The organism is Ruegeria sp. AP11 (assembly GCF_056535865.1).
This window is the reverse complement of record NZ_JBQFJB010000001.1, coordinates 2,287,649-2,310,000: the sequence shown is the minus strand read 5'-3', so window position 1 is coordinate 2,310,000 and position 22,352 is coordinate 2,287,649. Positions and strand designations below refer to the sequence as shown.

General features: G+C 60.4%; 21 protein-coding genes and 1 tRNA gene (1 of these 22 cut by a window edge). 8 read left to right on the top strand and 14 right to left on the bottom strand.

Annotated elements, in window-relative coordinates:
* Positions 1 to 356: the 5' portion of a protein-methionine-sulfoxide reductase catalytic subunit MsrP gene (gene msrP / locus ACR3E4_RS11600; RefSeq protein WP_480535441.1), read on the bottom strand. 547 nt of this gene lie to the left of the window's left edge; only the first 356 of its 903 coding nucleotides appear in the window; its start codon is at positions 354 to 356; its stop codon lies beyond the left edge, outside the window.
* A gap of 239 nt (positions 357 to 595) precedes the next feature.
* Between msrP and ACR3E4_RS11595 the strand changes: the two genes are divergently transcribed.
* Positions 596 to 1,129, top strand: coding sequence for a hypothetical protein (locus tag ACR3E4_RS11595; protein ID WP_480535443.1), 534 nt, complete (start codon positions 596 to 598; stop codon positions 1,127 to 1,129).
* A gap of 33 nt (positions 1,130 to 1,162) precedes the next feature.
* Here the strand turns inward: ACR3E4_RS11595 and clpB are convergent, their stop codons facing one another.
* Both clpB and ACR3E4_RS11585 read right to left on the bottom strand, forming a co-directional pair.
* A complete protein-coding gene (clpB, locus tag ACR3E4_RS11590) occupies positions 1,163 to 3,781 on the bottom strand; it encodes an ATP-dependent chaperone ClpB (protein ID WP_480535444.1) in 2,619 nt (872 codons plus the stop codon).
* A 127-nt stretch (positions 3,782 to 3,908) separates the two neighbouring features.
* Positions 3,909 to 4,226 carry a hypothetical protein gene (locus tag ACR3E4_RS11585; RefSeq protein ID WP_480535446.1) on the bottom strand — a complete coding sequence of 106 codons (318 nt, stop codon included), beginning with the start codon at positions 4,224 to 4,226 and terminating at the stop codon, positions 3,909 to 3,911.
* A gap of 129 nt (positions 4,227 to 4,355) precedes the next feature.
* Here ACR3E4_RS11585 and pyrF point away from each other — a divergent pair, with 129 nt between their 5' ends.
* The gene (gene pyrF, locus ACR3E4_RS11580; RefSeq protein ID WP_480535447.1) at positions 4,356 to 5,060 is read left to right on the top strand and encodes an orotidine-5'-phosphate decarboxylase; all 705 of its coding nucleotides are present in this window, start codon (positions 4,356 to 4,358) and stop codon (positions 5,058 to 5,060) included.
* A gap of 273 nt (positions 5,061 to 5,333) precedes the next feature.
* Here pyrF and ACR3E4_RS11575 read toward each other — a convergent pair whose 3' ends face one another.
* A complete protein-coding gene (locus ACR3E4_RS11575) occupies positions 5,334 to 5,732 on the bottom strand; it encodes an NUDIX hydrolase (RefSeq protein ID WP_480535546.1) in 399 nt (132 codons plus the stop codon).
* 86 nt (positions 5,733 to 5,818) lie between these two features.
* On the opposite strand from ACR3E4_RS11575, the gene ACR3E4_RS11570 reads away from it, so the two are divergent.
* Positions 5,819 to 7,072 carry a DNA polymerase IV gene (locus tag ACR3E4_RS11570; protein ID WP_480535448.1) on the top strand — a complete coding sequence of 418 codons (1,254 nt, stop codon included), beginning with the start codon at positions 5,819 to 5,821 and terminating at the stop codon, positions 7,070 to 7,072.
* A 1-nt stretch (position 7,073) separates the two neighbouring features.
* On the opposite strand, the gene ACR3E4_RS11565 is transcribed toward ACR3E4_RS11570, so the two are convergent.
* Positions 7,074 to 7,946 carry an N-formylglutamate amidohydrolase gene (locus tag ACR3E4_RS11565; protein ID WP_480535450.1) on the bottom strand — a complete coding sequence of 291 codons (873 nt, stop codon included), beginning with the start codon at positions 7,944 to 7,946 and terminating at the stop codon, positions 7,074 to 7,076.
* A 152-nt stretch (positions 7,947 to 8,098) separates the two neighbouring features.
* Between ACR3E4_RS11565 and ACR3E4_RS11560 the strand changes: the two genes are divergently transcribed.
* A tRNA-Val gene (locus ACR3E4_RS11560) sits at positions 8,099 to 8,173 on the top strand.
* A gap of 91 nt (positions 8,174 to 8,264) precedes the next feature.
* Positions 8,265 to 8,390: a type B 50S ribosomal protein L36 gene (gene ykgO, locus ACR3E4_RS11555; RefSeq protein WP_005648635.1), complete on the top strand. Its 126-nt coding sequence runs from the start codon at positions 8,265 to 8,267 to the stop codon at positions 8,388 to 8,390.
* A gap of 100 nt (positions 8,391 to 8,490) precedes the next feature.
* Here ykgO and ACR3E4_RS11550 read toward each other — a convergent pair whose 3' ends face one another.
* Positions 8,491 to 9,372, bottom strand: a complete 882-nt coding sequence (locus tag ACR3E4_RS11550) for an alpha/beta fold hydrolase (RefSeq protein WP_480535451.1) — start codon at positions 9,370 to 9,372, stop codon at positions 8,491 to 8,493.
* Positions 9,373 to 9,606: 234 nt separating this feature from the next.
* On the opposite strand from ACR3E4_RS11550, the gene ACR3E4_RS11545 reads away from it, so the two are divergent.
* The 3 genes from ACR3E4_RS11545 to ACR3E4_RS11535 all read left to right on the top strand — a co-directional run bounded on the left by ACR3E4_RS11545 (position 9,607) and on the right by ACR3E4_RS11535 (position 11,810).
* On the top strand, positions 9,607 to 10,623 hold the full coding sequence (locus ACR3E4_RS11545; protein ID WP_480535452.1) for a Fe(3+) ABC transporter substrate-binding protein: 1,017 nt from the start codon (positions 9,607 to 9,609) through the stop codon (positions 10,621 to 10,623).
* A gap of 117 nt (positions 10,624 to 10,740) precedes the next feature.
* On the top strand, positions 10,741 to 11,295 hold the full coding sequence (locus ACR3E4_RS11540; protein WP_480535454.1) for a helix-turn-helix domain-containing protein: 555 nt from the start codon (positions 10,741 to 10,743) through the stop codon (positions 11,293 to 11,295).
* An 8-nt stretch (positions 11,296 to 11,303) separates the two neighbouring features.
* Positions 11,304 to 11,810, top strand: coding sequence for a GNAT family N-acetyltransferase (locus ACR3E4_RS11535; RefSeq protein ID WP_480535455.1), 507 nt, complete (start codon positions 11,304 to 11,306; stop codon positions 11,808 to 11,810).
* Here the strand turns inward: ACR3E4_RS11535 and ACR3E4_RS11530 are convergent.
* The 8 genes from ACR3E4_RS11530 to ACR3E4_RS11495 all read right to left on the bottom strand — a co-directional run bounded on the left by ACR3E4_RS11530 (position 11,807) and on the right by ACR3E4_RS11495 (position 22,310).
* Positions 11,807 to 12,532 (bottom strand): response regulator, encoded by a 726-nt coding sequence (locus ACR3E4_RS11530; RefSeq protein ID WP_480535456.1) that lies wholly within the window; start codon positions 12,530 to 12,532, stop codon positions 11,807 to 11,809. The genes ACR3E4_RS11535 and ACR3E4_RS11530 overlap by 4 nt on opposite strands.
* A gap of 92 nt (positions 12,533 to 12,624) precedes the next feature.
* Positions 12,625 to 13,869 carry a molybdopterin molybdotransferase MoeA gene (locus tag ACR3E4_RS11525; RefSeq protein ID WP_480535457.1) on the bottom strand — a complete coding sequence of 415 codons (1,245 nt, stop codon included), beginning with the start codon at positions 13,867 to 13,869 and terminating at the stop codon, positions 12,625 to 12,627.
* Positions 13,862 to 14,350, bottom strand: a complete 489-nt coding sequence (locus tag ACR3E4_RS11520; protein WP_480535458.1) for a plastocyanin/azurin family copper-binding protein — start codon at positions 14,348 to 14,350, stop codon at positions 13,862 to 13,864. The genes ACR3E4_RS11525 and ACR3E4_RS11520 overlap by 8 nt, the downstream gene beginning before the upstream one ends.
* Positions 14,351 to 14,365: 15 nt before the next feature.
* Entirely contained in the window at positions 14,366 to 16,567 is a 2,202-nt protein-coding gene (locus tag ACR3E4_RS11515; protein ID WP_480535460.1) for a HEAT repeat domain-containing protein, read from the bottom strand.
* 165 nt (positions 16,568 to 16,732) lie between these two features.
* Positions 16,733 to 19,414, bottom strand: a complete 2,682-nt coding sequence (locus tag ACR3E4_RS11510; protein WP_480535461.1) for an arsenate reductase (azurin) large subunit — start codon at positions 19,412 to 19,414, stop codon at positions 16,733 to 16,735.
* A gap of 18 nt (positions 19,415 to 19,432) precedes the next feature.
* Complete coding sequence (locus ACR3E4_RS11505) at positions 19,433 to 20,002, bottom strand: arsenate reductase (azurin) small subunit (protein WP_039543441.1); 570 nt, start codon at positions 20,000 to 20,002, stop codon at positions 19,433 to 19,435.
* Positions 20,003 to 20,007: 5 nt separating this feature from the next.
* Positions 20,008 to 21,192 (bottom strand): cytochrome-c peroxidase, encoded by a 1,185-nt coding sequence (locus tag ACR3E4_RS11500; protein ID WP_480535463.1) that lies wholly within the window; start codon positions 21,190 to 21,192, stop codon positions 20,008 to 20,010.
* Between the two features lie 11 nt (positions 21,193 to 21,203).
* Positions 21,204 to 22,310: a cytochrome-c peroxidase gene (locus ACR3E4_RS11495; protein ID WP_480535464.1), complete on the bottom strand. Its 1,107-nt coding sequence runs from the start codon at positions 22,308 to 22,310 to the stop codon at positions 21,204 to 21,206.
* Between the last annotated feature and the right edge of the window lie 42 nt (positions 22,311 to 22,352).

Below are 22,352 nucleotides of genomic sequence, written 5' to 3'. Positions count from 1 at the left end.
ACACAGCGAAAGCGATAGATGCGCTCTTCGACCGTCATCTCGGACATGATGTCCTTGAAGTCATATTCGCCGGGGCGGTCGACAAGGCCGTCGATCTGAACGCTCCAGGGTTCGGTCACCAGAGTATGTGCGTATTTGGCCGGATCATCCTTGCGGGTGCCGAATTCATAAAAGTTGTTGTATGAGGTGATCTCTTCCCAGGTATTCGGCTCAAGAGAGTCCTGCGCCGCCGCAGGCCGCGCCATCCCTGCCAGGCCCACACCTGCCAGCCCGGCCATAACCTGCCGCCGGTTCAGAAACGCCGCCCGTGGGGTGACGTCGGCATGTGTCAAAGTGTTGGTCCAGCGATGCGCCATCTAGGTCTCCGTAATCAGTTGTCCTCGGGGTTGAGGTAATGTGCTGATAGCACAGAGCCAAAGAAACAGGCGTAACGATTGAGCGAACGAATTGTAACGTATCGGGCGGATCGTCCGAGTTGTACAAGTTCAATCCTGATCTTGAGCAGCCCGGAAACCGTCACGCAAAGCCACAGTTTCGCCGCTAAGCTATGAAATTACTCGTTGCACAAATTTAGCCACCATTAAATATTCAGATCATGTTCCGATCCCTGCTGTTCACGTTCTTGCTTCTGGCCAATCCCGTGTTCGCTGATTTGCAGTCCTGTCAAAAACTCTTTGATGCGGCACCTGCATTTCTAAGCGATTTGAAACAGACCGGCTCTCGCAGCTATGAGGATGAGAAACCCGGCCTCGGGTATTCGCGGAGATTCACCAACCCATCCTCCAAGCTGACGGTTTTTTTCTACGACCATCAGCGGGACAAGGTGACGCCTGAACTGGCGCTGGAAAGCTTCAAACAAGCGGCGCGCGACATATTGATCGTGGCTGAGAAGAAAGGTGTGCAACTTGGAGAGGTCAACGCCTATCAAATACAGGACGCGGAACAGCCGCTCCCTTTGCGCGCCGAGACGGTTTCATCGGACGGATCAACCGAACTGCTGGCGCTAGGGGTGGTTGACGACTGCATCGTAAAACTGCGCTTCACCGTGCGACTGCCCATCGACAAGGCCAAGGATAAGCTCGATACCGTCATCGGCCATCTGCAACAGGGTCTTGCCAGCCCCATATGAAAAAGACCCGCCAATGCGGCGGGTCTTTCATGTTTAGTGCACCACGGCATCATCCGGACGGGGCCGTTCAGAAGTGCCCAGCCGATCGCCGATGATCAGGCCATCCGAGCCCGCAGAGACCGGAACGGTTTCACCATCTCTGATCTCACCGGCGAGCAGCGCTTCGGCCAGCGGGTTCTGCAGGGCGCGCTGGATCACGCGCTTCAGCGGGCGGGCACCGAAGACCGGATCATAACCTTCGTTGGCCAGCCATTCCTTGGCGTCATCATCCATGGCCAGCTCGATCTTGCGGGCGGCCAGACGTTTCTGCAGACGTGCCATCTGGATATCGACGATGCCATCCATATCGGCCCGCTTGAGCCGGTCGAAGATGATCGTCTCGTCCAGACGGTTCAGGAATTCTGGCCTGAAATGCGCCCGGACCGCATCCATCACATCCCGCCGTGCCTGCGCGCTGTCCGCACCTTCCGGCAACTGGCTCAGCGCTTGCGACCCAAGGTTCGACGTCAGGATGATCAGCGTCTGCTTGAAGTCCACGGTCCGGCCCTGACCATCGGTCAGAACACCATCGTCGAGAACCTGCAACAGCACGTTGAAAACGTCCGGGTGCGCCTTTTCAACCTCGTCAAACAGCACGACCTGATAGGGCCTGCGCCGCACGGCTTCGGTCAGCACACCGCCTTCGTCATAACCAACATAGCCCGGAGGGGCACCGATCAGACGGGCGACCGCGTGTTTCTCCATGAACTCGGACATATCAATGCGCACCATCGCGTTGTCGTCGTCGAACAGGAAGTTCGCCACGGCCTTAGTCAGCTCGGTCTTACCCACGCCGGTTGGGCCGAGGAACAGGAATGAGCCCAGCGGGCGACCTTCGTCATTCAGGCCCGCACGCGCACGGCGCACGGCGTTGGCGACGGCAGTCACCGCCGCATCCTGACCGATCACGCGGGAATGCAGATCGTCCTCCATCCGCAGCAGTTTCTCGCGCTCACCTTCCAGCATTTTCGATGTCGGGATACCGGTCCAGCGTTCGACCACCGAGGCGATCTGTTCCGGACGCACCGTCTCCTCGGCCATCATGGCGTTGCTTTCGGCGTTTTCGGCCTCGGTCAGCTGTTTCTCAAGCTCAGGGATGACGCCATAGGACAGCTCCCCGGCTTTCGCCAGATTGCCTTCACGCTTGGCGATCTCCAGATCGGCTCGCGCTTTGTCGAGCTTTTCCTTCAAATCGCGCGCGCCAGCCAGCTTGTCGCGTTCGGCCTGCCATTGGGCGGTCATCTCGGCGGATTTCTCCTGCAGGTCGGCCAGATCCTTTTGCAATGTTTCCAGTCGATCTTTTGAGGCTGCATCGTCCTCAAGCTTCAGCGCTTCTTCCTCGATCTGCATCTGCAGGATTTGACGATCAAGCTGATCCAGTTCCTCGGGCTTGGAATCCACCTCCATCCGCAAACGCGATGCCGCTTCATCGACCAGGTCGATGGCTTTGTCGGGCAGGAAGCGGTCGGTGATATAGCGGTGTGACAGCGTCGCCGCCGATACCAGCGCCGAGTCCGAGATGCGCACTCCGTGGTGCAGCTCGTACTTTTCCTTGATGCCACGCAGGATGCTGATCGTGTCCTCGACCGTCGGTTCGGTGACCATCACGGGTTGGAACCGGCGCGCAAGGGCCGCGTCTTTTTCGACGTATTTGCGATACTCATCCAGCGTGGTCGCACCGATACAATGCAGCTCACCCCGGGCAAGCGCAGGCTTGATCAGGTTGGCGGCATCCATCGCGCCGTCGGATTTACCCGCGCCGACAAGTGTGTGCATCTCGTCGATGAACAGGATGATCTCACCGGCGGCTTCGGTCACTTCGGTCAGAACGGCTTTGAGGCGTTCTTCGAACTCACCACGGTATTTCGCACCGGCGATCAGCGCACCCATGTCGAGCGCAAGCAGCTTCTTGTCCTTCAACGATTCCGGCACGTCGCCATTGACGATGCGCAGGGCCATACCCTCGGCAATCGCGGTTTTGCCGACGCCGGGCTCCCCGATCAGAACCGGGTTGTTCTTGGTTCGACGCGACAGAACCTGCATCGAACGGCGAATTTCCTCATCCCGCCCGATGATCGGGTCGATCTTGCCCTCAGCCGCAGCCTCGGTCAGGTCGCGCGCGTATTTCTTAAGCGCGTCATAGCCCTCTTCCGCCGAGGCGGTGTCAGCGGTGCGACCCTTGCGGATGTCGTTGATCGCTTCGTTCAGTTTCTGGGCCGACACAGCACCGGCTTCCAACGCCTCTTTGGCTTTGGATTTCACCATGCACAGCGCCATCAGCACCCGCTCGACCGGGACAAAGCTGTCGCCCGCCTTGGTGGCGATTTTGGCGGCCTCATCCAGAACCTTGGCGGTCTGGCCGTCCATGTAAATCTGGCTGGCGTCACCGCTAACCTTGGGGATTTTCCCCATCGCGGCATCCAGCGCCTCAACCACGCGGCTGGGCGCACCGCCAGCGCGTGTGATCAGGTTGCTGGCCAGCCCCTGATCGTCATCCATCAATGCCTTGAGTATATGTGTGGGCTCCAGCCTCTGATGCCCCTCGCGCAGCGCAATCGTTTGCGCGGCCTGCACGAAGCCCCGTGCCCGCTCGGTGAACTTGTTCAAGTCCATTTTATTCTCCTTCTCTTAAGCGCCCCGGTGTGACGCGCCCGCCAGGCGGCACGCATCGGTCGAAGCCTCACATTCAATCTGGGAAATATCTCTGGCGGTTCAAGAGGCTGGGCGGCAGAATCCCGCGCTATTCGCGCTGGATCGTATAGACGGTGTAGCCTCCGGTTTCGGCCACCTGAACCGCGCCCAAATCATCGACCAGCGATTGCGCCGCCGCGCTGCCTGTCGGGCAGGAAACGAGATCCGCCGTGTGATCAAGGAAATTGCCGGTAAATGCCGTTTCACCGGTGAGCTGGCACCAGTCATCCTCGGATCTGTAGCCACCCACCAGACGCAAATCGTCATTTGTCGGGGCGGGCGCGGCCCCGGTTTCCGGCGTCTCCAGCGTTGGTTCTTCACAAGCGGCCATCATAAGGACCACGCCCACCAAAAGCAGTTTCTTCATTTCCTGTCCCTTTCTTTGCGAAATGCTGTTTTAAATTGACGTCATCATAGCACAGGCCGGCCACCTCGCGCATGGACAGAGAGGCCCGAACCCGTTAGGACGCAGTCGTTTGCCAAAAAGGAGCCCCCAATGTCCGATGACCGCCTGATCGTAGCCCTTGATGTTCCCAACGCCCTGCAGGGGCTGGCCATGGCCGAGCGGCTGGGCGACAGCGTCTCGTTCTACAAGATCGGGCTGGGCATGCTGACCGGTGGCGGGCTGGCGCTGGCCAATGAGCTGAAACAGGATCACGGCAAGCGCATCTTTCTGGACATGAAGCTGTTCGACATCGGCAATACGGTGGAAAACGCTGTGCGGGGGCTGGCGCAGTTCGATCTGGATTTCCTGACCGTGCATGGCGACCCGCATGTGGTGCGCGCGGCGAAGGAAGGGGCCTCGGGCAAGGATCTGAAAATTCTGGCGGTGACCATCCTGACCTCGCTGAACCGGGACGATCTGGATGCCAGCCTGCTGAAGGCTGGCGACGTTCAGGAGCTGGTGGTCGAACGTGCGGCGCGCGCGCTGGAGGCCGGGGCCGATGGCGTCATCGCCAGCCCGCAGGAGGCCGCCCTGATCCGCGCCCTGCCACAGGCAGAGGGCCGGTTGATCGTCACCCCCGGCGTACGGCCTGCGGGGGCTGCACTGGGCGACCAGAAACGTGTGGCCACCCCAGCCAGCGCAATCGGAGATGGTGCGGACCATATCGTTGTAGGCCGTCCGATCTATCAGGCCGACGATCCGAAGGCCGCAGCGCAGGCGGTTCTGAACGAGTTAAATTCTTTGACACGGCATTAAATCCCGCGCGGAATCAGCGGGTATTAGGGCGGTTATGGCAGACAACCAATTGACGTAACGTCAATTTTTGCCGTTTCTGCGCCAAAACGTCCCTGTGCCCGAAAACACACATGAAACATGCGAGTTTTCTAATTCAACGCTTACGCCTATCGAAAACAGCTATTTTAAGCGATTCTGGGGGCAAGACACTCCCCAACGGACTGTGACTTCCTGAGGTCCGTTACCTTTCCCCCCGCCGTTGCGGGGGGTTTTCTTGTAAATCCTATTCCTGAATCACAGCCTGTTTTCTTCGAACAGGTAATCCCGAAGGCGATGCCTGAAATGTGGGATTGCCAGGGGGTTCGACAGAAAATCGTGTGGTCGCATCAACTGCCACCCCTGCCCTTCGTCGCCAAAGCGGATCAGGCCAACATCCCCGGGCGGACGTCGCGCGACGAAAAACCAGCTCTGATCATACTGACGAGACCAGAACAGATCGTCTGCCTGCAGATACAGGCCAACCTCTTCGGCTGTTTCCCGCAGAACACATGCCATTGGCGTTTCCCCGCTCTCGCGTCCCCCGCCCGGGAAATCCCAGTGGTTTGGAAAGGGAATGCCCGGCTTGTCGTCCCGCTGGATGACGAGTAATGCCTCGCCAAGGAACAGGGCGACTTTGGCTCCGGTAAACTCCATATCTAGCTTTTTCTTTGTCATAAGGCGCGGTAGATTCTACCCCATTGATCGAACATTCCAAGGCGCTTCGGATCCGGGACCCTGCCATGCCAGCCATTTGCCGAGATTGCCTGACCATGCTGACCGACAAACGGCGCTGCCCGTCCTGCGGCAGCCCGCGTGTGAAATCGCATCCCGAACTGTTTGACCTGACCATCGCACATATGGATTGCGACGCGTTTTATGCGTCGGTCGAGAAGCGCGACAATCCCGATCTGGCGGACAAGCCAGTGATCATTGGGGGTGGCAAGCGCGGCGTTGTCTCGACCGCCTGTTACGTGGCGCGTATTCGTGGCGTGCGCTCGGCGATGCCGATGTTCAAGGCGCTGGCCCTGTGCCCTGATGCGGTGGTGATCAAGCCGCGCATGTCGCTTTATGCCAGCGTCTCCCGCGAAATCCGCGCGATGATGGATGAACTGACACCGGATGTGGAGCCCCTGTCACTGGACGAAGCATTCATGGATTTGTCCGGCACCCAGCGGCTGCACGGCGCGCCGCCTGCGGTGATGCTGGCCCGGCTGGTCAAACGGATGAAGGATGAGCTGGGGCTGACCGGCTCGATCGGGCTTAGCCATAACAAGTTTCTGGCCAAGGTGGCCTCGGACCTCGACAAGCCGCGCGGGTTTTCGGTGATCGGCAAGGCCGAGACGGCGGAATTTCTGCACGACAAGCCGGTGCGCCTGATCTGGGGCATTGGTCCGGCAGCGCAGGAGACGCTGGACCGGGCAGGCATTCGCACCTTCAGCGACCTGTTGCGCTGGGATCAGGAGGCGCTGACCGCTCGGTTCGGGTCGATGGGCTATCGCCTGTGGCATCTGGCGCGCGGACAGGACAAGCGTCGGGTTTCGGCCCATACGCCGATGAAATCGATCAGCAATGAGACCACGTTTTTCGAGGATACGGCCAGCACCGACATACTGGACGGGCATATCTGGCGTCTGTCCGAAAAGGTGGCTGACCGGGCCAAGGCCAAGGGGCTGGCCGGGCGGGTGGTGACGCTGAAACTGAAACGGGCCAATCACAAGATCATCACGCGGCGGGTGTCACTGCGCGATGCAACGCAGATTGCCGACCGCATCTATCGCACCGCGCGGGGCCTGTTCGATCAGGTGGGCGATCAGGGCCCCTATCGCCTGCTGGGCTGCGGGTTGTCCGATTTGTGCCCGGAAGATCAGGCCGATATCTCGGGTGATCTGCTCGACCCCGGCGCGGTGCAACGTTCGCAGGCGGAACGCGCCACCGATGAAATCCGGCGGCGGTTCGGAACGGATGCCATCGTGAAGGGCCGCGCGCTGCGCTAGGTTATTCAGCTGCCAGTTGCTGCGGCTCGGACCCGATGGCGGCGATATCCGCCGTCACCCGCCGCAGCAGATCGCGGAAGGCCTGAAAATTGCCATTGGGCTGAATCGTATCCTCATCCATATAGAGCGAGCGGTCGATCTCGATCTGGATCGCGTGCTGATGACGCGCGGGCCGGCCATAGGTCTGGGTGACATAGGCCCCTGCAAAGGGCGTGTTGCGCACCACATTCAGCCCCGCCGAGGCAAAGGCCGATTCGATCTGATCCACGATCACGCCCGAGGCCGATGCGCCAAACCGATCCCCCAACACGATCTCGGGCCGTGCGTTCCGCGCGCCATTGGCCATCGCCACGGCCTCATGCGGCATCGAGTGGCAATCGATCAGAATCGCTTGTCCGAAGGCTGCGTGCGATTCGGCCAGCAGCGTTTTGAGACGCTGATGATAGGGACGCCAATAGGTGTCGATCCGCAACCGCGCCTCGTCCATCGTCAGCTTACCGTTGTAGATCGCCCGACCGTTCGCAACGACGCGTGGAATCACGCCCAGGCCCGAGGCAACGCGCGGGTTGTGCCCTTGTCGGCGTGCGCCCTGGATCAGAGCAGGATCCAGCTCATCCGCGCTGCGGTTCAGATCGAGATAGGCGCGCGGCATCGCAGCGGCCAGCAAGGGCGCCCCAAAGACCGGGGCTGAATCAAACAGCTGATCGACAAAGGCATCTTCGGAGGAACGAATCACATTTCGGTTCAACACCGATCGCTTCAGCAACGAGGCCGGATAGGTCCGGCCACTATGCGGCGAGGCAAAAACCACGCAGGACGTGCGCCTGGCAGGCATATCCAGTAGATAGGTGGCGTTGGATGCAGCTATTGTCATGTGCCCTTCCGTTCATTCGCATTGAACATAGACCGGAAAATAGTTCTTCCAAACCCCTTGATCCCCCCAACGACTCCTTTTATAGACCCCGCTACCGGCGCGGGGTTCCGCGCCCCATTTCGTTATGGGGCAGGTCACGCAAAGGTTTCAGTGGGCGGTTAGCTCAGCGGTAGAGCACTTCGTTGACATCGAAGGGGTCACAAGTTCGATCCTTGTACCGCCCACCATGAATTCACTGTTCCGGGCATCCGGGACACCCGACAAACCCAGGCGCTGGCCACGTCTTTGATGAAGGCGCCGCAGATTGGAGACAGACCCATGAAGGTCAAGAACTCGCTCCGCTCGCTCAAGAACCGGCACCGTGATTGCCGGGTTGTGCGTCGCAAAGGCCGCGTCTACGTGATCAACAAGACGCAGCGCAAGTTCAAAGCTCGCCAGGGCTAAGAACTGCATATTCCGAATTGAAAAAACCGCGCCTTCGGGTGCGGTTTTTTTATGCGCAAAGAGTGCCTGTGTTCGCTGGCAGACGACCTGCCGATGGGAATTATTTACTGCAAGACGCGGCTAGTTCGAGAACGAACTCCAAAATCGCATTGGCCAACACGTCAGGTCGTTGAACCGGTGCGCCATGGCTCACTCCGGGCACTATCACCAGCTTTGCGCCATCAACTTTTTGACACGTATATTCTGCCATCAACCGGTACTGTTCCAGAGTATTTTCTCCGTACATGATCAAGGTTGGGCAACCGATGCTGGAAAACTCTTGAGGTGAAAGCGGGTTGGCTGTTTCTGCATTTAAATCGGGCAGCATCGTATGGCGATTTTCCAGGTGCACTTTCTGAAAGTCTGGGTGAAGTTCTGAGAATCCTCCTGCCTTCAAATTGTAAACCGCTTCAAGACCAACACTTATCCCGCGCTCCAAATCGCCGCTTTGGGCCAACTTATAAGCCTGCTCCAGACGATTCCACGCGACCTCCCGCGCAAGTTTTAGCGATCCGTGTTCTGTCGGTGGCTCGCATTCAAAAGATGGCTCAAAGATAGCCAGCGAAAGGACACGTTCGGGTACCGTTGCCGCCGCGCGAAGCAAGATGCCACCCGCGTATGACCAGCCAGCAAGATGAACGGGTTTCTCTAACACGCACAAAATGTCGATTAGATCTTCTGTGTGAACGCGGCGCGCAAACGGTTTATCGTCCGGCCAGTTCCAATCACCGAAATGACGCTGGGTAATCGCCATGAATTGTGCCTTGCGCGACACCGGTTGCCAAAAGCCACACCAAATTCGGTGGTCTGCCCACGCACCATGTACAAACAAAATGGGCTCGCCATGACCAACGTCCACCATCGGAAAGCGTGTTCCGTTGACGACAAGTGGCCGCGCAACAGGCATACCCGATAAGTCGGCAAAGTGTGCATTTGGCTGCATGCAGGGCAGCCTAGTCAATGAAAGCCGGGCAGGCAAATTTCCGATCTCAGCGATTGTCGAACATGCATGGCCGCTCTGAGCCGGTGCTCTTCGAATTCATTTTTCCTTCGCGGATACCAGCGACCTTTTGCCCAACTAAATTTGTCGGATTACCTTGCATCCCCGTCAGAATCGTTTAATTGACTAAATCAGTCGGGTTATGACCCGCAGCGTATTCTAATTTTGGGACACATCATGCTGAAATCCTCCACTTGCGTCGCAGCCGCACTGACCACTCTGGTGGCCACCTCGGCCATCGCCGAAGGCGAGCTGAACCTCTATTCCTCGCGCCATTATGACACCGATGAGCGTCTGTATTCCGATTTCGAAGAGGCCACCGGCATCACCATCAACCGCATCGAAGGCAAAGCGGATGAGCTGATCGCGCGGATGGAAGCCGAGGGCGCAAACTCTCCTGCCGATATCCTGTTGACCGTAGATACATCGCGACTGGCGCGCGCCAAGAACGCGGGTATCCTGCAACCGATCGAAAGTGCGGTTCTGGAAGAGCGCATCCCTGCGAACCTGCAGGACAGCGACAACCAGTGGTACGGCTTCTCACAGCGCGGGCGCATCATCTTTTTCGACAAGGAAAATGTCGAAAACCCGCCTGCAACCTACGCCGATCTGGCGAAACCGGAATATAAGGGGCAGGTCTGCATCCGGTCGTCGACCAATACCTACAACCAGACGCTGCTTGCATCCATCATCACGCATGAAGGTGCCGAGGCCGCAAAAGACTGGGCAGCGGGTATCGTCGACAACATGGCCCGTGAACCGCAAGGGGGCGATACCGATCAATTGCGTGGTATCGTATCCGGTGAATGTGAGATCGCCGTTTCGAACACATATTACTTCTCGCGCGCGATCCGCAAAGATGTCAAAGGCCTTTCCGATGACCTTGACAAGGTTGGCTTCGTATTCCCGAACCAGGACAGCTATGGCGCGCATATGAACCTGTCGGGCGCCGGCGTTGCGGCCAACGCACCCAACAAGGAAAACGCTGTTCTGTTCCTCGAATATTTGGCCGGCGATCAGGCGCAGCAATATTTCTCGGCAGGCAATGACGAGTTTCCTGCTGTTGTGAGCGTCGACCTTGCAGACTCGGTCAAACAACTTGGTGAATTCAAAGCGGATGAGGTGAACCTGTCCGAGGTTGCCAAAAACATCCCTGAGGCGCAGAAAATCTTTAACGAGGTTGGCTGGAAGTAAATTCCATCCCTTTGGGCAGTCCAAAGAGCGCGGTAGATTCCGCGCTCTTTTTTGTTTACACGATCAATAATTTAAAGCAGTAATCCCACATATGAGCATGATTCCCATATATGACCGGTGTTAGATAATCTTTCTCATCGCCTTGCTGCGCGGCTGAATGAGTTGCGGCAAAGCCGCGGCTGGTCCCTTGATCAGCTGGCCAAGCAGAGCGGCGTCAGCCGCGCCACGCTGTCCCGGATGGAGAAAAGCGATGTCAGCCCGACGGCGGAAACTCTGGGTCGCCTTTGCGCGGCCTATGGCCTGCCGATGTCGCGCCTGCTGATGATGGTCGAGGACAGTTTCGAGCCGCGCGTTCCCTTTGAACGCCAGCCCGAATGGCGCGACCCCGAAACCGGGTTCACCCGCCGCTCCGTCTCGCCCCCAGCCACGGGGTTGAGTGGCGAGGTCATGGAAGGTCACCTGCCCCCCGAGACCGAGATCAGCTATGACAGCCCTCCGAAACCGGGGCAGGAACATCATCTGATCATGTTGGATGGCGAGTTGACTTTGACGGTGGATGGCGTCGATCACACTCTCGGCGGTGGCGATTGCCTGCGATACCATCTGTCTAGCGCGACCCGGTTTCAGACCGGCCCCGCACGCGGCGCGCGATATCTGTTGGTGCTGATATGATCACGCGATTGTCTGACGTAGATTTCGACGGGGCGCTTGAGGATCTGACCGACATCCTGCATGGCTGTGTCCACGATGGCGCCAGCATTGGGTTTATCCTGCCCTTCGCGAAAGAGGACGCCCGCAGCTATTGGCGGGATCACGTGCGTGCCGAATTGCAAGCCGGGATGCTGGACCTGTTCACGGCTTATGTCGACGGGCGCATTCTGGGCACGGTGCAACTGATACCGGCTGCGATGCCGAACCAGCCCCATCGCGCAGACGTGGCTAAGCTGCTGGTCCACCCCCGGGCGCGTCGTCGTGGATTGGGTCGGGCGCTGATGGCGGCGCTGGAAGAGCGTGCGCAACAATTGGGACGCACGGTGCTGGTGCTGGACACCCGCAGCAGCGACCCCTCGCGCCTGTTGTACCAATCGCTGGGTTTTCAGATTGCCGGAGAGATTCCGAACTATTGCCGCAATCCGTTCGAAGATCGGCTGGAGCCAACCACCTATATGTACAAGGACATCGCCTAGCCGTTGGACTTGCGCACATTTGCGGCAAAGCAATAGCCGATCCCATGCACGGTCTTGATAAATGTCGGCGCGGCGGGATCGGGCTCGATCTTCTTGCGCAGGCGCGCAACATGCACGTCGATCGTGCGATCGCCCACGAAGGTCTCGCGCCCGCGCGCCTTGTCGAGCAACTGATCGCGCGAAAACACCATATGGGGGTTGGTGACGAAGGCCTGCAGCACTTCGAATTCGGTGGTGGTCAATAGGGTGGGCTCAGCCGCTCCCGCCGCGGTCAGGCTGCGTTGGTTTACGTTCAAAACCCAGTCGCCGAAAGTGATCAGGGGCATCTCGGCGCCGTTGACCGGCTTGTCGTCGGGACGGGCGCGGCGCAGGACCGAGCGGATGCGCGCCAATACCTCGCGCGCTTCGAACGGTTTGGTGATATAGTCATCAGCGCCGAATTCCAGCCCGACAACGCGGTCAAAAATCTCGTCCCGGCCCGACAGCACAATGATCGGGATGTTCGAGTTCAGCCGCAGCTCGCGCGTGATGTCAAAGCCGTTGCGCCCCGGCAGGCCGATATCCAGCAGGATCAGGTCGACCTCTTCCCGCTCCAGCACCGCGTCCATGGCATTGCCCTCAGCGACACAGGTCACCTGACAGCCCTGCTTTTCCAGATAGCGTTGCAGGAACGAGGTGATCTGCGGGTCGTCATCGACAACAAGGATATGTTCTTTGACCATAGATATCTCTGGCTGGCACGGATTATTTGTAGACGCTGCCGCTGGCCCCTTGCAAGAACAGGAGGCGCGCGGCGGAACGGGGTGTGATCTGCTCAGAACCGGATGAAATCCAGCGCGCCACCGGCTAGCAGCGCTTCGGTCTCGGCCGGGATGACCGCAAGGCCATCAGCCTGCGCCAGAAGGGCAACACGTCCGCTGTAGGACGCGGCCATCAGGCGCAGGCGCGGTGTGCCGTCCGCTGTCGCGCCTTCGATACGGACCGGACGGTATTCCCTGCGCCCTGCCCTGCGTTCAAGCGGTTCGGCCAGAACAGCGCGTTCGGGGGTGCGTGCAGTCCGGTGCAGCCCCGCGCGGCGGGCCATCATCTGCGCCCCGATGATCTGCCAGGTGACATAGGCGGATACCGGATTGCCCGGCAGCCCGACATAAAGCGCAGCGCCCCGGCGTCCGAACATGATCGGCTTACCGGGTTTCATCGCCACTTTCATCACATCGGTCTCGCCGCCGATTTCGCTGAACAGGCGCGGCATGTGATCTTCGTCGCCCACCGACACGCCGCCGGTGGTGACGATCAGATCAGAGGTATCGCAAGCCTCGCGCAACACCTGTTCCAACAGCGCAGGCGAATCTTCGACCGGCCCCTTGTCAGTCAGATCGATCCATGCCTTGTCCAGCAAGGCCAGCAGCATGTAGCGGTTTGAGTTATAGATCTGCCCCGGCCCCAGCGCTTCACCCGGCTGGCGCAACTCGCTGCCGGTCGAGAAGATCGTGACCCTGAGCTTGCGGTAGACCTCAACCTCTCCATAACCCGAGGAGGCCAAGGCGGCGGCCTCGCGCGCGGTAATCTCGCAGCCGCGTCGCAGGATCGGGGCACCGGCCTTCAGGTCTTCGCCCGCGCGGCGGATGTGCTGACCGGGTTCTGGGCGGCGGCCGAACTGGATGCGATCGCTGCGAAGATCGCAATCTTCCTGCATCAGCACCGCATCGAAATCGGGTGGAACGGGTGCGCCCGTGAAGATGCGCAAGGCGCTGCCTTCAGGGGCGTCATGGGCGCCGCTGTCGCCAGCCGCCACGCGTCCGGCCACCGGCAACTCGAACACGGGGCCTGCGCCCAGATCACTGGTCCGGACGGCATAGCCATCCATGGCCGAGTTGTCGAAGGCGGGCATGTCGACCTTGCTGTTGCAATCCTCGGCCAGCACCCGACCGATCGCCTGCGTCAGCGGCAAAGTCTCGGTGTCCACAAGGGGTTCGGCAACGGACAGACCTCGCCGCAGGGCGTCGTCCACGGACAGGTACATATGGGCGTGGCGGTCGCAGCCGCAGCCATCAGCCATTTTGTGCCTCCAGATAGTCAAAAAGTTCCTCGAAACCGGCGCGTTCCGCCTCGCCAAGTTTGGGCAGGTAGGCCTTGGCTTCTTCCAGATTCACGCTGGGATCGCCGACCACCAGCAGCATGACCATTCCGTGCCGACCATGCACGCGGCAACGGATGCCGTAAACGCCTTCCTTGTCAAAGGTCAGGTCCATCACCGGCTTGCCCCGGATTTCGAAACTGCGCGCACCCACCGGGATCATGCGCAGGATCGCCGAGACCGTGTGCCGCCCGGTCGATCCCTTGAACCGCACCGTGGCCCCGGCCGGAACCTGCAGCAGCTTGGGTTCAAAGCGAAAGGCGTGGGCGGGTGTGTCGGCATTCAGATCGATGATCTGATGTACCACGGCGACCTCGGGCAACTCTTCGGCCTGTGCGGAAGAGCCAAACCCCGTCGCCACCGTAATCACCAGCGCCGCAATGGCCTTGCCTGTGCGTGTCATCCGTTCCTCCGGCAGTCAGGCCGCGCGCGAGGGAGCCCTCAGCAGGTCGGCCAATGCGTTGATCATCACTGGCCACTGGGCGCGCCGGTCATGGTCGCGCAGTTCGGTCAGCAATCTGCGGCCAATGGATACCAGCGCGGGGGTGTTGTCATTGACATAGGTCACGATGCGTTGTTCCGGATTGGCCAGCAGGAAGGGCACAATGGCCGCCCCGGCCTGATCCGGCGCTATGTCCGACAACAGCCGCATCGCCGCCTGCCTGACCGGGGCCGACACGTCGTCCAGCAGGTTGCGCGCCACATCCGGGGTGCCGTCCCATCCGGTCAGGATGCACATGGCGTCGATGCGGAACGGAGTATCGCCGGTTTTCAGCATCGCCCGCAGCTTGCCGCGCAGCGCGTCCTGCGGCGGCAGGTCCGCCTGTTGCAGCAGATTGAGCGCCTGCAGGGACAGGTTCGAATCGGTGTGCGACATGGCTTGGGTGATCAGCTCCACCAGTTGCTCCTGCTCCAGCTCCGCCCCATGGCGCGCAACCGAGACACCCAGCGCCGAAAGCGCCTGCGCGGCGATGTCGGCCTCGGGGTCCTTGGCGATTTGCGCCAGCATGATCTGCATTCCCTTCACCTCGCCCAGCAGGCGGATGGCGGACATGCGGGTTTCACGCTCCAACGCCTCGGTATTGTCGTCCAGCGCGACACGGCGGCGTTTGGGATGACGCATGGCCTTGGCCAGCAGCGCCTGCTCGCGCGGGGTGAGAGGCTGAACCTCATCCTCCTCGGCCTCCTGCGTCATTTCCGCCGCGATGGCGTCATGGCCAAGGATCGCACCAAGGCTGGAGGTCGGGCCGTTTTCGCCCTCTTCCGAGACATCCAGCCCGGCCTCTCGCAGCGCGGCAATGTCGGTTTGCGGGGCCTCGACCTCGGTCTCATCGGCGATCGGCATCGGGGCCAGTGCGAAAGACAGCAGCAACTCGCGACCCTGCTGCTGGTTCACATGCGGGCGGGCGTCATCGGTGACGATCATCGCCAGCGACGCCACCGCCTTCAGCCGCACTGAGCGGAAGGGTGAGCGGCAGGCGCGTTGCAGCCATTCCGCCGCCTCGCGCAGGGGCGAGGTCGCCAGCGCATCGACGATGGCCCATTGCAGGCGTTCGGCCTGAAGGTCATCCGCGTCAACCGAAAACAGCGCGTTCAGACGGTTGGCCACCAGTTCGGAGGCCAGCGCCGCCAGCAGGCCGAGCGCCTGTGCCGAAACCTCGGGCTGTTGACCGGTGGCCAGGAAATCCAGCACCTGCCAGCGCAGGTCGTCATGGTCAGAGATCGGCGTGCTGCGGTCGAGACGTGCGAGCAGAGCCAATTGCACCTTGGCACCGGGGTCGCGCATCATGCGATCCAGCAGTTCGGGTTCCGAGAAGCCCGATAGGTTCAGCGCCGAGATCCGGATGTCTTCGACCGCATCGGTCAGAGCCTGCTCGACCAGCGCCGGGTCGTTCGGCATCAGCGCCTCATAGGCGATCAGGCGCACCGCTCCGTCCTTGTCTTTCAAAGCCTTGCGGAGAATGCTTTCGGCCTCGGCGCCGCCAATCGTCGCCAATGTCCGCAGCGCGCGGTGGCGCAGGCGGCGGTTCGAGGATTGGGCGAATACACCCAAAGTCGGCACGGCAGGCTCGCCAATCCGCCCCAGCGCTTCGCAGGCCACATCACCCAGTTCCTGCCCGTCTTCGTCCATCAACGCCATGACGATGGGCTCAATCGCCTCAGCGTCACCCATCTGACCCAGCGCCTTCATCGCGGCGATCTGAGTATCAAGCCAATCGTCCCATTCGTCCTGATGCAACTCGTCCTCGTCCCAGGTGATGTCTTCGCCTCGTCCGGTGACGAGGGTGCGCAGGTAAGGCGCGGCGTCTTCGGATTTCAAGGCGGCCAGAGCGGAGACGCAGGCCAGTTTCACATCGCCACAGGGATCGTGGATCAGGTTTTCCAACAATTGCGGCGCGGCGTCCTGTACGCCCAGCGCACCCAGCGCCTGCGCGGCGTCCTGACGGACGTCTTCATCGTCATCCAGCAGCGCCTCGACCAGCGCGGGGCAGTTGCCTGCGCCGATGGTGCTCAGCGCCTGAATGGCGCGCAGGCGGATCACGTCATAGCTGGATTTTGCCAGTTCGGAAAACAGGCTGGCGGCCTCGTCGCGCAGGGCGGTATCGGAATGGATATTCATATCGGGTCTGCCATGTTTGCGGTCGGGACAGATTGGGTGAAAATGGAAGGCAGGTTTCCCAACCGATACCTGCCTTCCAGTGAACCGGGGACGCCCGGCCCGAGGTCCCTTCTGCAGTGGGACCAGATCCGAGGGGCGGCATGGCGACCGCCCCCCGGAAAGCCGTCAGGCGATATCGCGCGGCGCGAAGGACATCGTGCGGAACGAGGTCTTGTAGGGGCTCGGCCCCAGTTTGCGCAGCTTGGCAACGCCCATCTTGTAGTTGTAGTTGCCGCTGATCCAGTCGACGATCCGGCCCTCAAGCGCATTCGCAGGCTGCTGCATGTGCAGGAAGTCCATGTAAACCACGCTTTTCTTGATGGCGGGCGTAACCATGGCCACGGCGGTGATCGCCGCTTTGGTCAATTCGATATGCCCGTTCTCCATCAATTTCGAGAACTGGAAGTCATCGCCCTCCACACCCAGCAGCGTGTGCTTGTTGCCCGGAACGCGTTCCGAATAGACCATCACATAGTCGCCGCTTTCGACGCCACGCTCGGCCGCATCGTCGGGGTGAATCTCAACCCAGTTTTCCGGCCAGCGCTGCACGATATACGGACGGCGGCGGTCGTCGAAACCGGACTGCCAGCGCTCGTTGATCCGACCGGATGTGGCCCAAAGCTCGCCTTCTTCCTTGTTGGGTTTCAGCCATTCCCAATAGTCCGAGAACAGACCCCAGGGCGATTTCTGGATGTTGCACTTGCCGGTCTGGCTGTTGAAATGCGTCAGCTTCTTGTTGAACACATCCGCGCCAGCTGCTCCGGTATCGGGCAGGGTTCGGGTGGTGTCGTGCAGACGCTTGGTTTCAATCAGCGTGACGCCATCCGCATCCAGCATGACCGGGCATTGCACGCCGTCGGTGCCGAATTCGCGGACTTTCTGGTGCAGGCCTTTGCCTTCCTTCTTGGCCAAACGATAGACGGCGTGGAAGTCCTTGCGTGACCCGCGGGTAAAGCGCACGGCCTCTTCCGCGACTTCGTTCGAGCTCTGCCAGTCAAACCCGTCAAAGCCCATGCGTTGCGCCAGTTGCGCGATAATCCACCAGTCGGGTTTTGCCGCACCGGGGGCATCATAGAACTTCTGGTACAGGCGCAGACGACGTTCGCCGTTGGCCCGCAGGAAGTCCTCTTCGCCCCATGTCGCCGCTGGGAACACGATGTCAGCATAGCGGTTGCCGATCGGGTCCTGCAAATAGATGTCCTGGTTGATCACCACCATACCGCCGCTGTCGGCGCGGGCTTTCAGCGTGTCGATCATCTCTTGCTTGTCGAAGCTGGCGATCTGGTGCGGGTTGCGGACGGTCAGTTCCTCGAACTTGTCGGCCAGTTGCTGGCTGCCGCACATGGATTGAATCCATGTTGTGCCGATCACATGGGCCATACGGGTATGACCTGCGATCAGATACCGGTCGGTATCCATGGCGCGGCGACGGCGGCCCGGCAGTTTCTCGGGCGATTTGTTGCGCGGGTATTTCCCGCCCTTCACGCCGCCCCGCTGGTGACCGCCGGCCCGGCCAATGACCTGACCCGGACGCCCGCCGCAGCCGCAGATGATGCCCAAAGCGGAAATCGCCTGCGTGTTGCCGGTGTTGTTGGACCAGTAGAACCCCTTCTCGATCATCACCGAGGTTTTGGGCCGTGTGCCATCTGCCTTGGGTTTGGCCAGCCATTCGGCGGCAGTATAGATTTTCTGCACGTCGATTTCGGCCATGGCGGCAGCGGCCTCAGGCGAGAACTCGTCCTGCGACAGCAACCATTCTTTCCAATCCTCGAAACCCTTGGTCTGGAACTTGCCCCAGGTCGTACGCCACTGCCATGGCGTGTTCCGAGTGCCCTGACCGAAGCCCGAGGAGCTCTCCCACTTGTTATTGACCCATTTCTTGATCCAGTCGCTGTCCTCCCAGCCATTTTCCACGATGACACGGGCAATGGCGTTGACGACCAGCAGGTCGGTGCCGGGCAGAACGTCGATATGCAGACCGCCCATTTTCTCAGCATGGGCCACACCGGCCGACCGGCGCGGGATCAGATAGATTTCTTTCTGACCGTTCTGCATCCCCTTCATCATCCACTGGGTATAGAGGATGGTCTTGGTCTCATACGGGTCGGTGCCGCAGACCAACAGAGTTTCCGCATCCCGCCAGTCCTCGTAGGACGGGCCGAAATTGTCGAAACCCGCATCCCGGAAACCGGGGGTCGAGGTCACGTCGGACGGCGTGTCGTGGAAGGTGAAGTTCGCGGTGTTGATATGGCGCAGCGCGTATTTCGAGATCGCATAGGTGTTCTCGATATACTGGTAGCTGAAAGTTTTCACGCCATAGGCATTGGTGCCGTGTTTGGCGATGACGTGGTTGCCCACCTCCGCCGCCACATCCAGCGCCAGATCCCACGGAACCGGCATCAGCGTGCCATAAATCCGCATCAGCGGCGTCTTCAGACGGTCGCGTGTTGGGGTCTGAGGGTTATAGCATTTCTGCGCGATACACCCGCCCCGCAAGGAACTGTCACCGTCGGTGTTGACGTATTGCGTGTCCTTGTCGGGAATGATCACCACATGGTGCGGCTGACCTTTGTGCAGAACGATATTGTGCTGGTTCGGCGCGACCCAGGCACCCAAGGGCGCAACGGGAAAATCCTCGCCAAAGGCGTTTTCGTCCGCCGTGGGGCCACCGGGTTTGGCCGTCACAGGCCAGCGATAGACTTTGTAACCACAAGCCACGATGCAGTAGTCGCAGGCGGTCGAGATGACCTCGGCCCCCTTGGGCGGCAGCGGGACGTTGGTTTCGGGTACGTAATACGGGGTTGCCATTGTCAGTCTCCCCTCCCCTTATGCAATGAGGTTGTCGTAGCGGCCGTAGATCAGGCCGAACATGCCAACGGCATAGATGTCATCGCCATCCAGTTCTAAAAGGACCTGCGGCAGCGACTGGTAGGCCTGCCCCGAAACGAGGATGCCATGCCGTGTCACGTCATAGGTGGACAGGTGCAGCGGGCATGGGCCCAGCACCTTATGTTCGGGCTTGTAGCTGTCATACATCGACCCGCCCTGATGGGTGCAGGTGAGGTTGAAGGCCACAACGTCCCGCTGCGGACCGATGCCGCCGCCGCTTTCCACGCCGGTCTTGACCAGGATCGAGTCCGAATAGTCGCCCTCATCCGGGTAGTAGAACTCGACCGGCACATCCTGCTCTAACTCAGAGAGCTTGCCGATCAGCTTGCGCGGATAGGTGGACACCAATGCGGGCACCTGTTCGGCTTGACCGTGGCGGGTAGGCATGGCCACCATCACGGCAAAGGTCGTGGCACCCGAGGCGAACAGGAACTGGCGGCGGTTCACGGTGCAGGCCTTTTTGGCCTCGCCCGAACAGCTGCATCCGGTTGCGTTATGATCTGTCATGACGCTTACTCCTCTGCTGCCGCAGGAAGCGGCTGATAATCCGGCAGGTCGGGTTCCTCGATCAGGATTTCCGCGCCGGACAGGGATTTCAGGAAGGCCACCAGATCCGCCTTTTCCTGATCGTTCAGGCCAAGGGGTTGGATCAGCGGGGATTTGTTTTCAGCGAACTCGTTCTCACCGCCGCCCTGATTGTAGAATTCAACCACATCCTCGAGCGTCTCCAACATGCCGTTGTGCATGTAGGGTTCGGTATAGAGGGTGTAGCGCAGGCTTGGTGTGCGGAACTTGCCCTTGTCGGCCTTTTCCTTGGTGCGGAAATAGAAGCCGGGATCGTCCTTGGTGTGGCGGTAGAAATCCTCGGTCGAGCCTTTGGCGTAAAGCTCGTACCGGAAGGTGACCTGCGCCAGCCCGTCCTCTTCCCAGCCGTCATAAGTCGGTACGCCGGTGTTGTAGTATTTCTCATCCGACAGCAGCGCGCCGTTATGGCATTCGGAACATTGCGCCTTGCCGGTGAACAATTCCAGCCCGCGTTTCTGTTCGTCAGTCAGCGCCGCATCATCCCCGCGCAGGTAATTGTCGAAGGGGGTGTCGGTCTGAACGATTGTGCGTTCGAACGCGGCGATAGCCCGCCATGCGTTCGAGATGCGCGGCCACTGGTCGCCGAACACGTCGTTGAACCGTTCGACATATTCGGGAACGAAGGCCAGCCGCGCCTCCATCATGTCGGCCTCACCGTTGCCCGCAACCGCGCCACCGGCGGCGGATTTGGCTTGGCTTTCTAGGCTTTTGCTTGAGCCCGCCCAGAACAGCTTGCCGTAATAGGCCGAGTTCACGATGGTCTGGCTGTTGCGCCAGTGGGTTGTGCCGGGATAGCCGAACGAGATCGGCGCCTCGACGTCCCAGCCCACATCGGGCAGGTGACAGGCCGAGCATGGGGTCGACGGGTTGCCGCCCAGACGGGCGTCAAAGAACAGCATCTTGCCCAGTTCGATCTTGGCGTCGGTCTGCGGGTTGTCCAACGGGATCGGCGGTTCGCCCAGCGCCACCAGCGGCGCGTCGGGGTCGGGGTCAGCACCGCCGATACCCGCCTCGATTTCCATGCTGGTTTCCGCAATCGCCTGCGACCCGAGGACGGCAAACAGGGCAGCGGTGGCGATTGTGCCTGAAAGGTAAGACTTAAGGTCTTTCATGGGTCCACTCCTCAGTTTGTCGTTTCACGCCAGTTTTCGATTGGCTCGTAGAAGGTATCGATCTCTTCGGCGACGAAATCGGGGCCGGTCAGCGGCTCGCCGGACAGCGCCCGTAGGAAGGCCACCAGCTGCGCCTGCTCGGTCTCGTTCAGGCCCAGCGGCTTGATGCGCGGGTCCTTGTTTTCATCGTCGCCACCACCGGCGTTGTAGAAGGCCACCACATCTTCGAGCGTCGCAATCGAGCCGTTGTGCATATACGGCGCAGTGTAGGTCAGCTCGCGCAGTGTGGGGGTCATGAAGGTGCCGAAGGTGTCGGCGGTGTGGGTGCGGATATAGGCGCCCGGGTCGGCGCGCAGGTTCATATAATTCTCGACGCCGAGGAACTTCATCATCGTCACGAAGGTGATGTGGCGTTCCGGTGTCGCCCAGATATCGGGGTTGTCGCCGACGCCGATATTGTGCGGCAGATCATCGGTGAACCGCTCGCCCGCGTGGCAGGAGTTGCAGCCGCTGGCATTGAACAGCTCATAGCCCGCCTTGGCCTCATCGGACATCTCGCCGGTGTCGAAGGGCGCACCGCGCGAGATCAGCGTTTTCAGATATTCCGGGATGGCGTTGCGGACCCCGCCGTTCGACGGCTCGCCAAATCCGGCGGCTTCGAACATCTCGACATAGACCGGGTCCTGCTTGATGCGTTCCTGCATCAGACGCATGTCCATGTTCATGGAATAGGTCTCGGTGATGCTTTCGCGGGTCACGTCGTTAAGGTTGGTGCCGATGCGCCCGTCATGGAACCACGCGGCGCGTTTCGCACTGTTGATCAGCGTTGGCACGTTACGGAAATGCAGGCTGCCCGCATAGGCGTCCGACAGGGCCTGCCCGTCGGTGAAACCGTTCTCCGGCTGGTGGCAGCTGGCGCAGGACAGCTCGGTATCGCCGGAAAGGCGCGGGTCGAAAAACAAACGTTTGCCAAGGGCCGCCTTGGCTGGGTCGAACTCTATGGCTTCGACCGGGCCCGGCTCTTGCGCCTGGGCCTGGTGAACCGGGAACGCGACGCCCATCGTCAGCAATGAAACTGTCGACAGCGCCGAGAACCACGTTCTGGCTTTGGTCATCATCTGAAAGCCCCTTTTCGCTATTCCGATCTCTCGGTTGGCCGA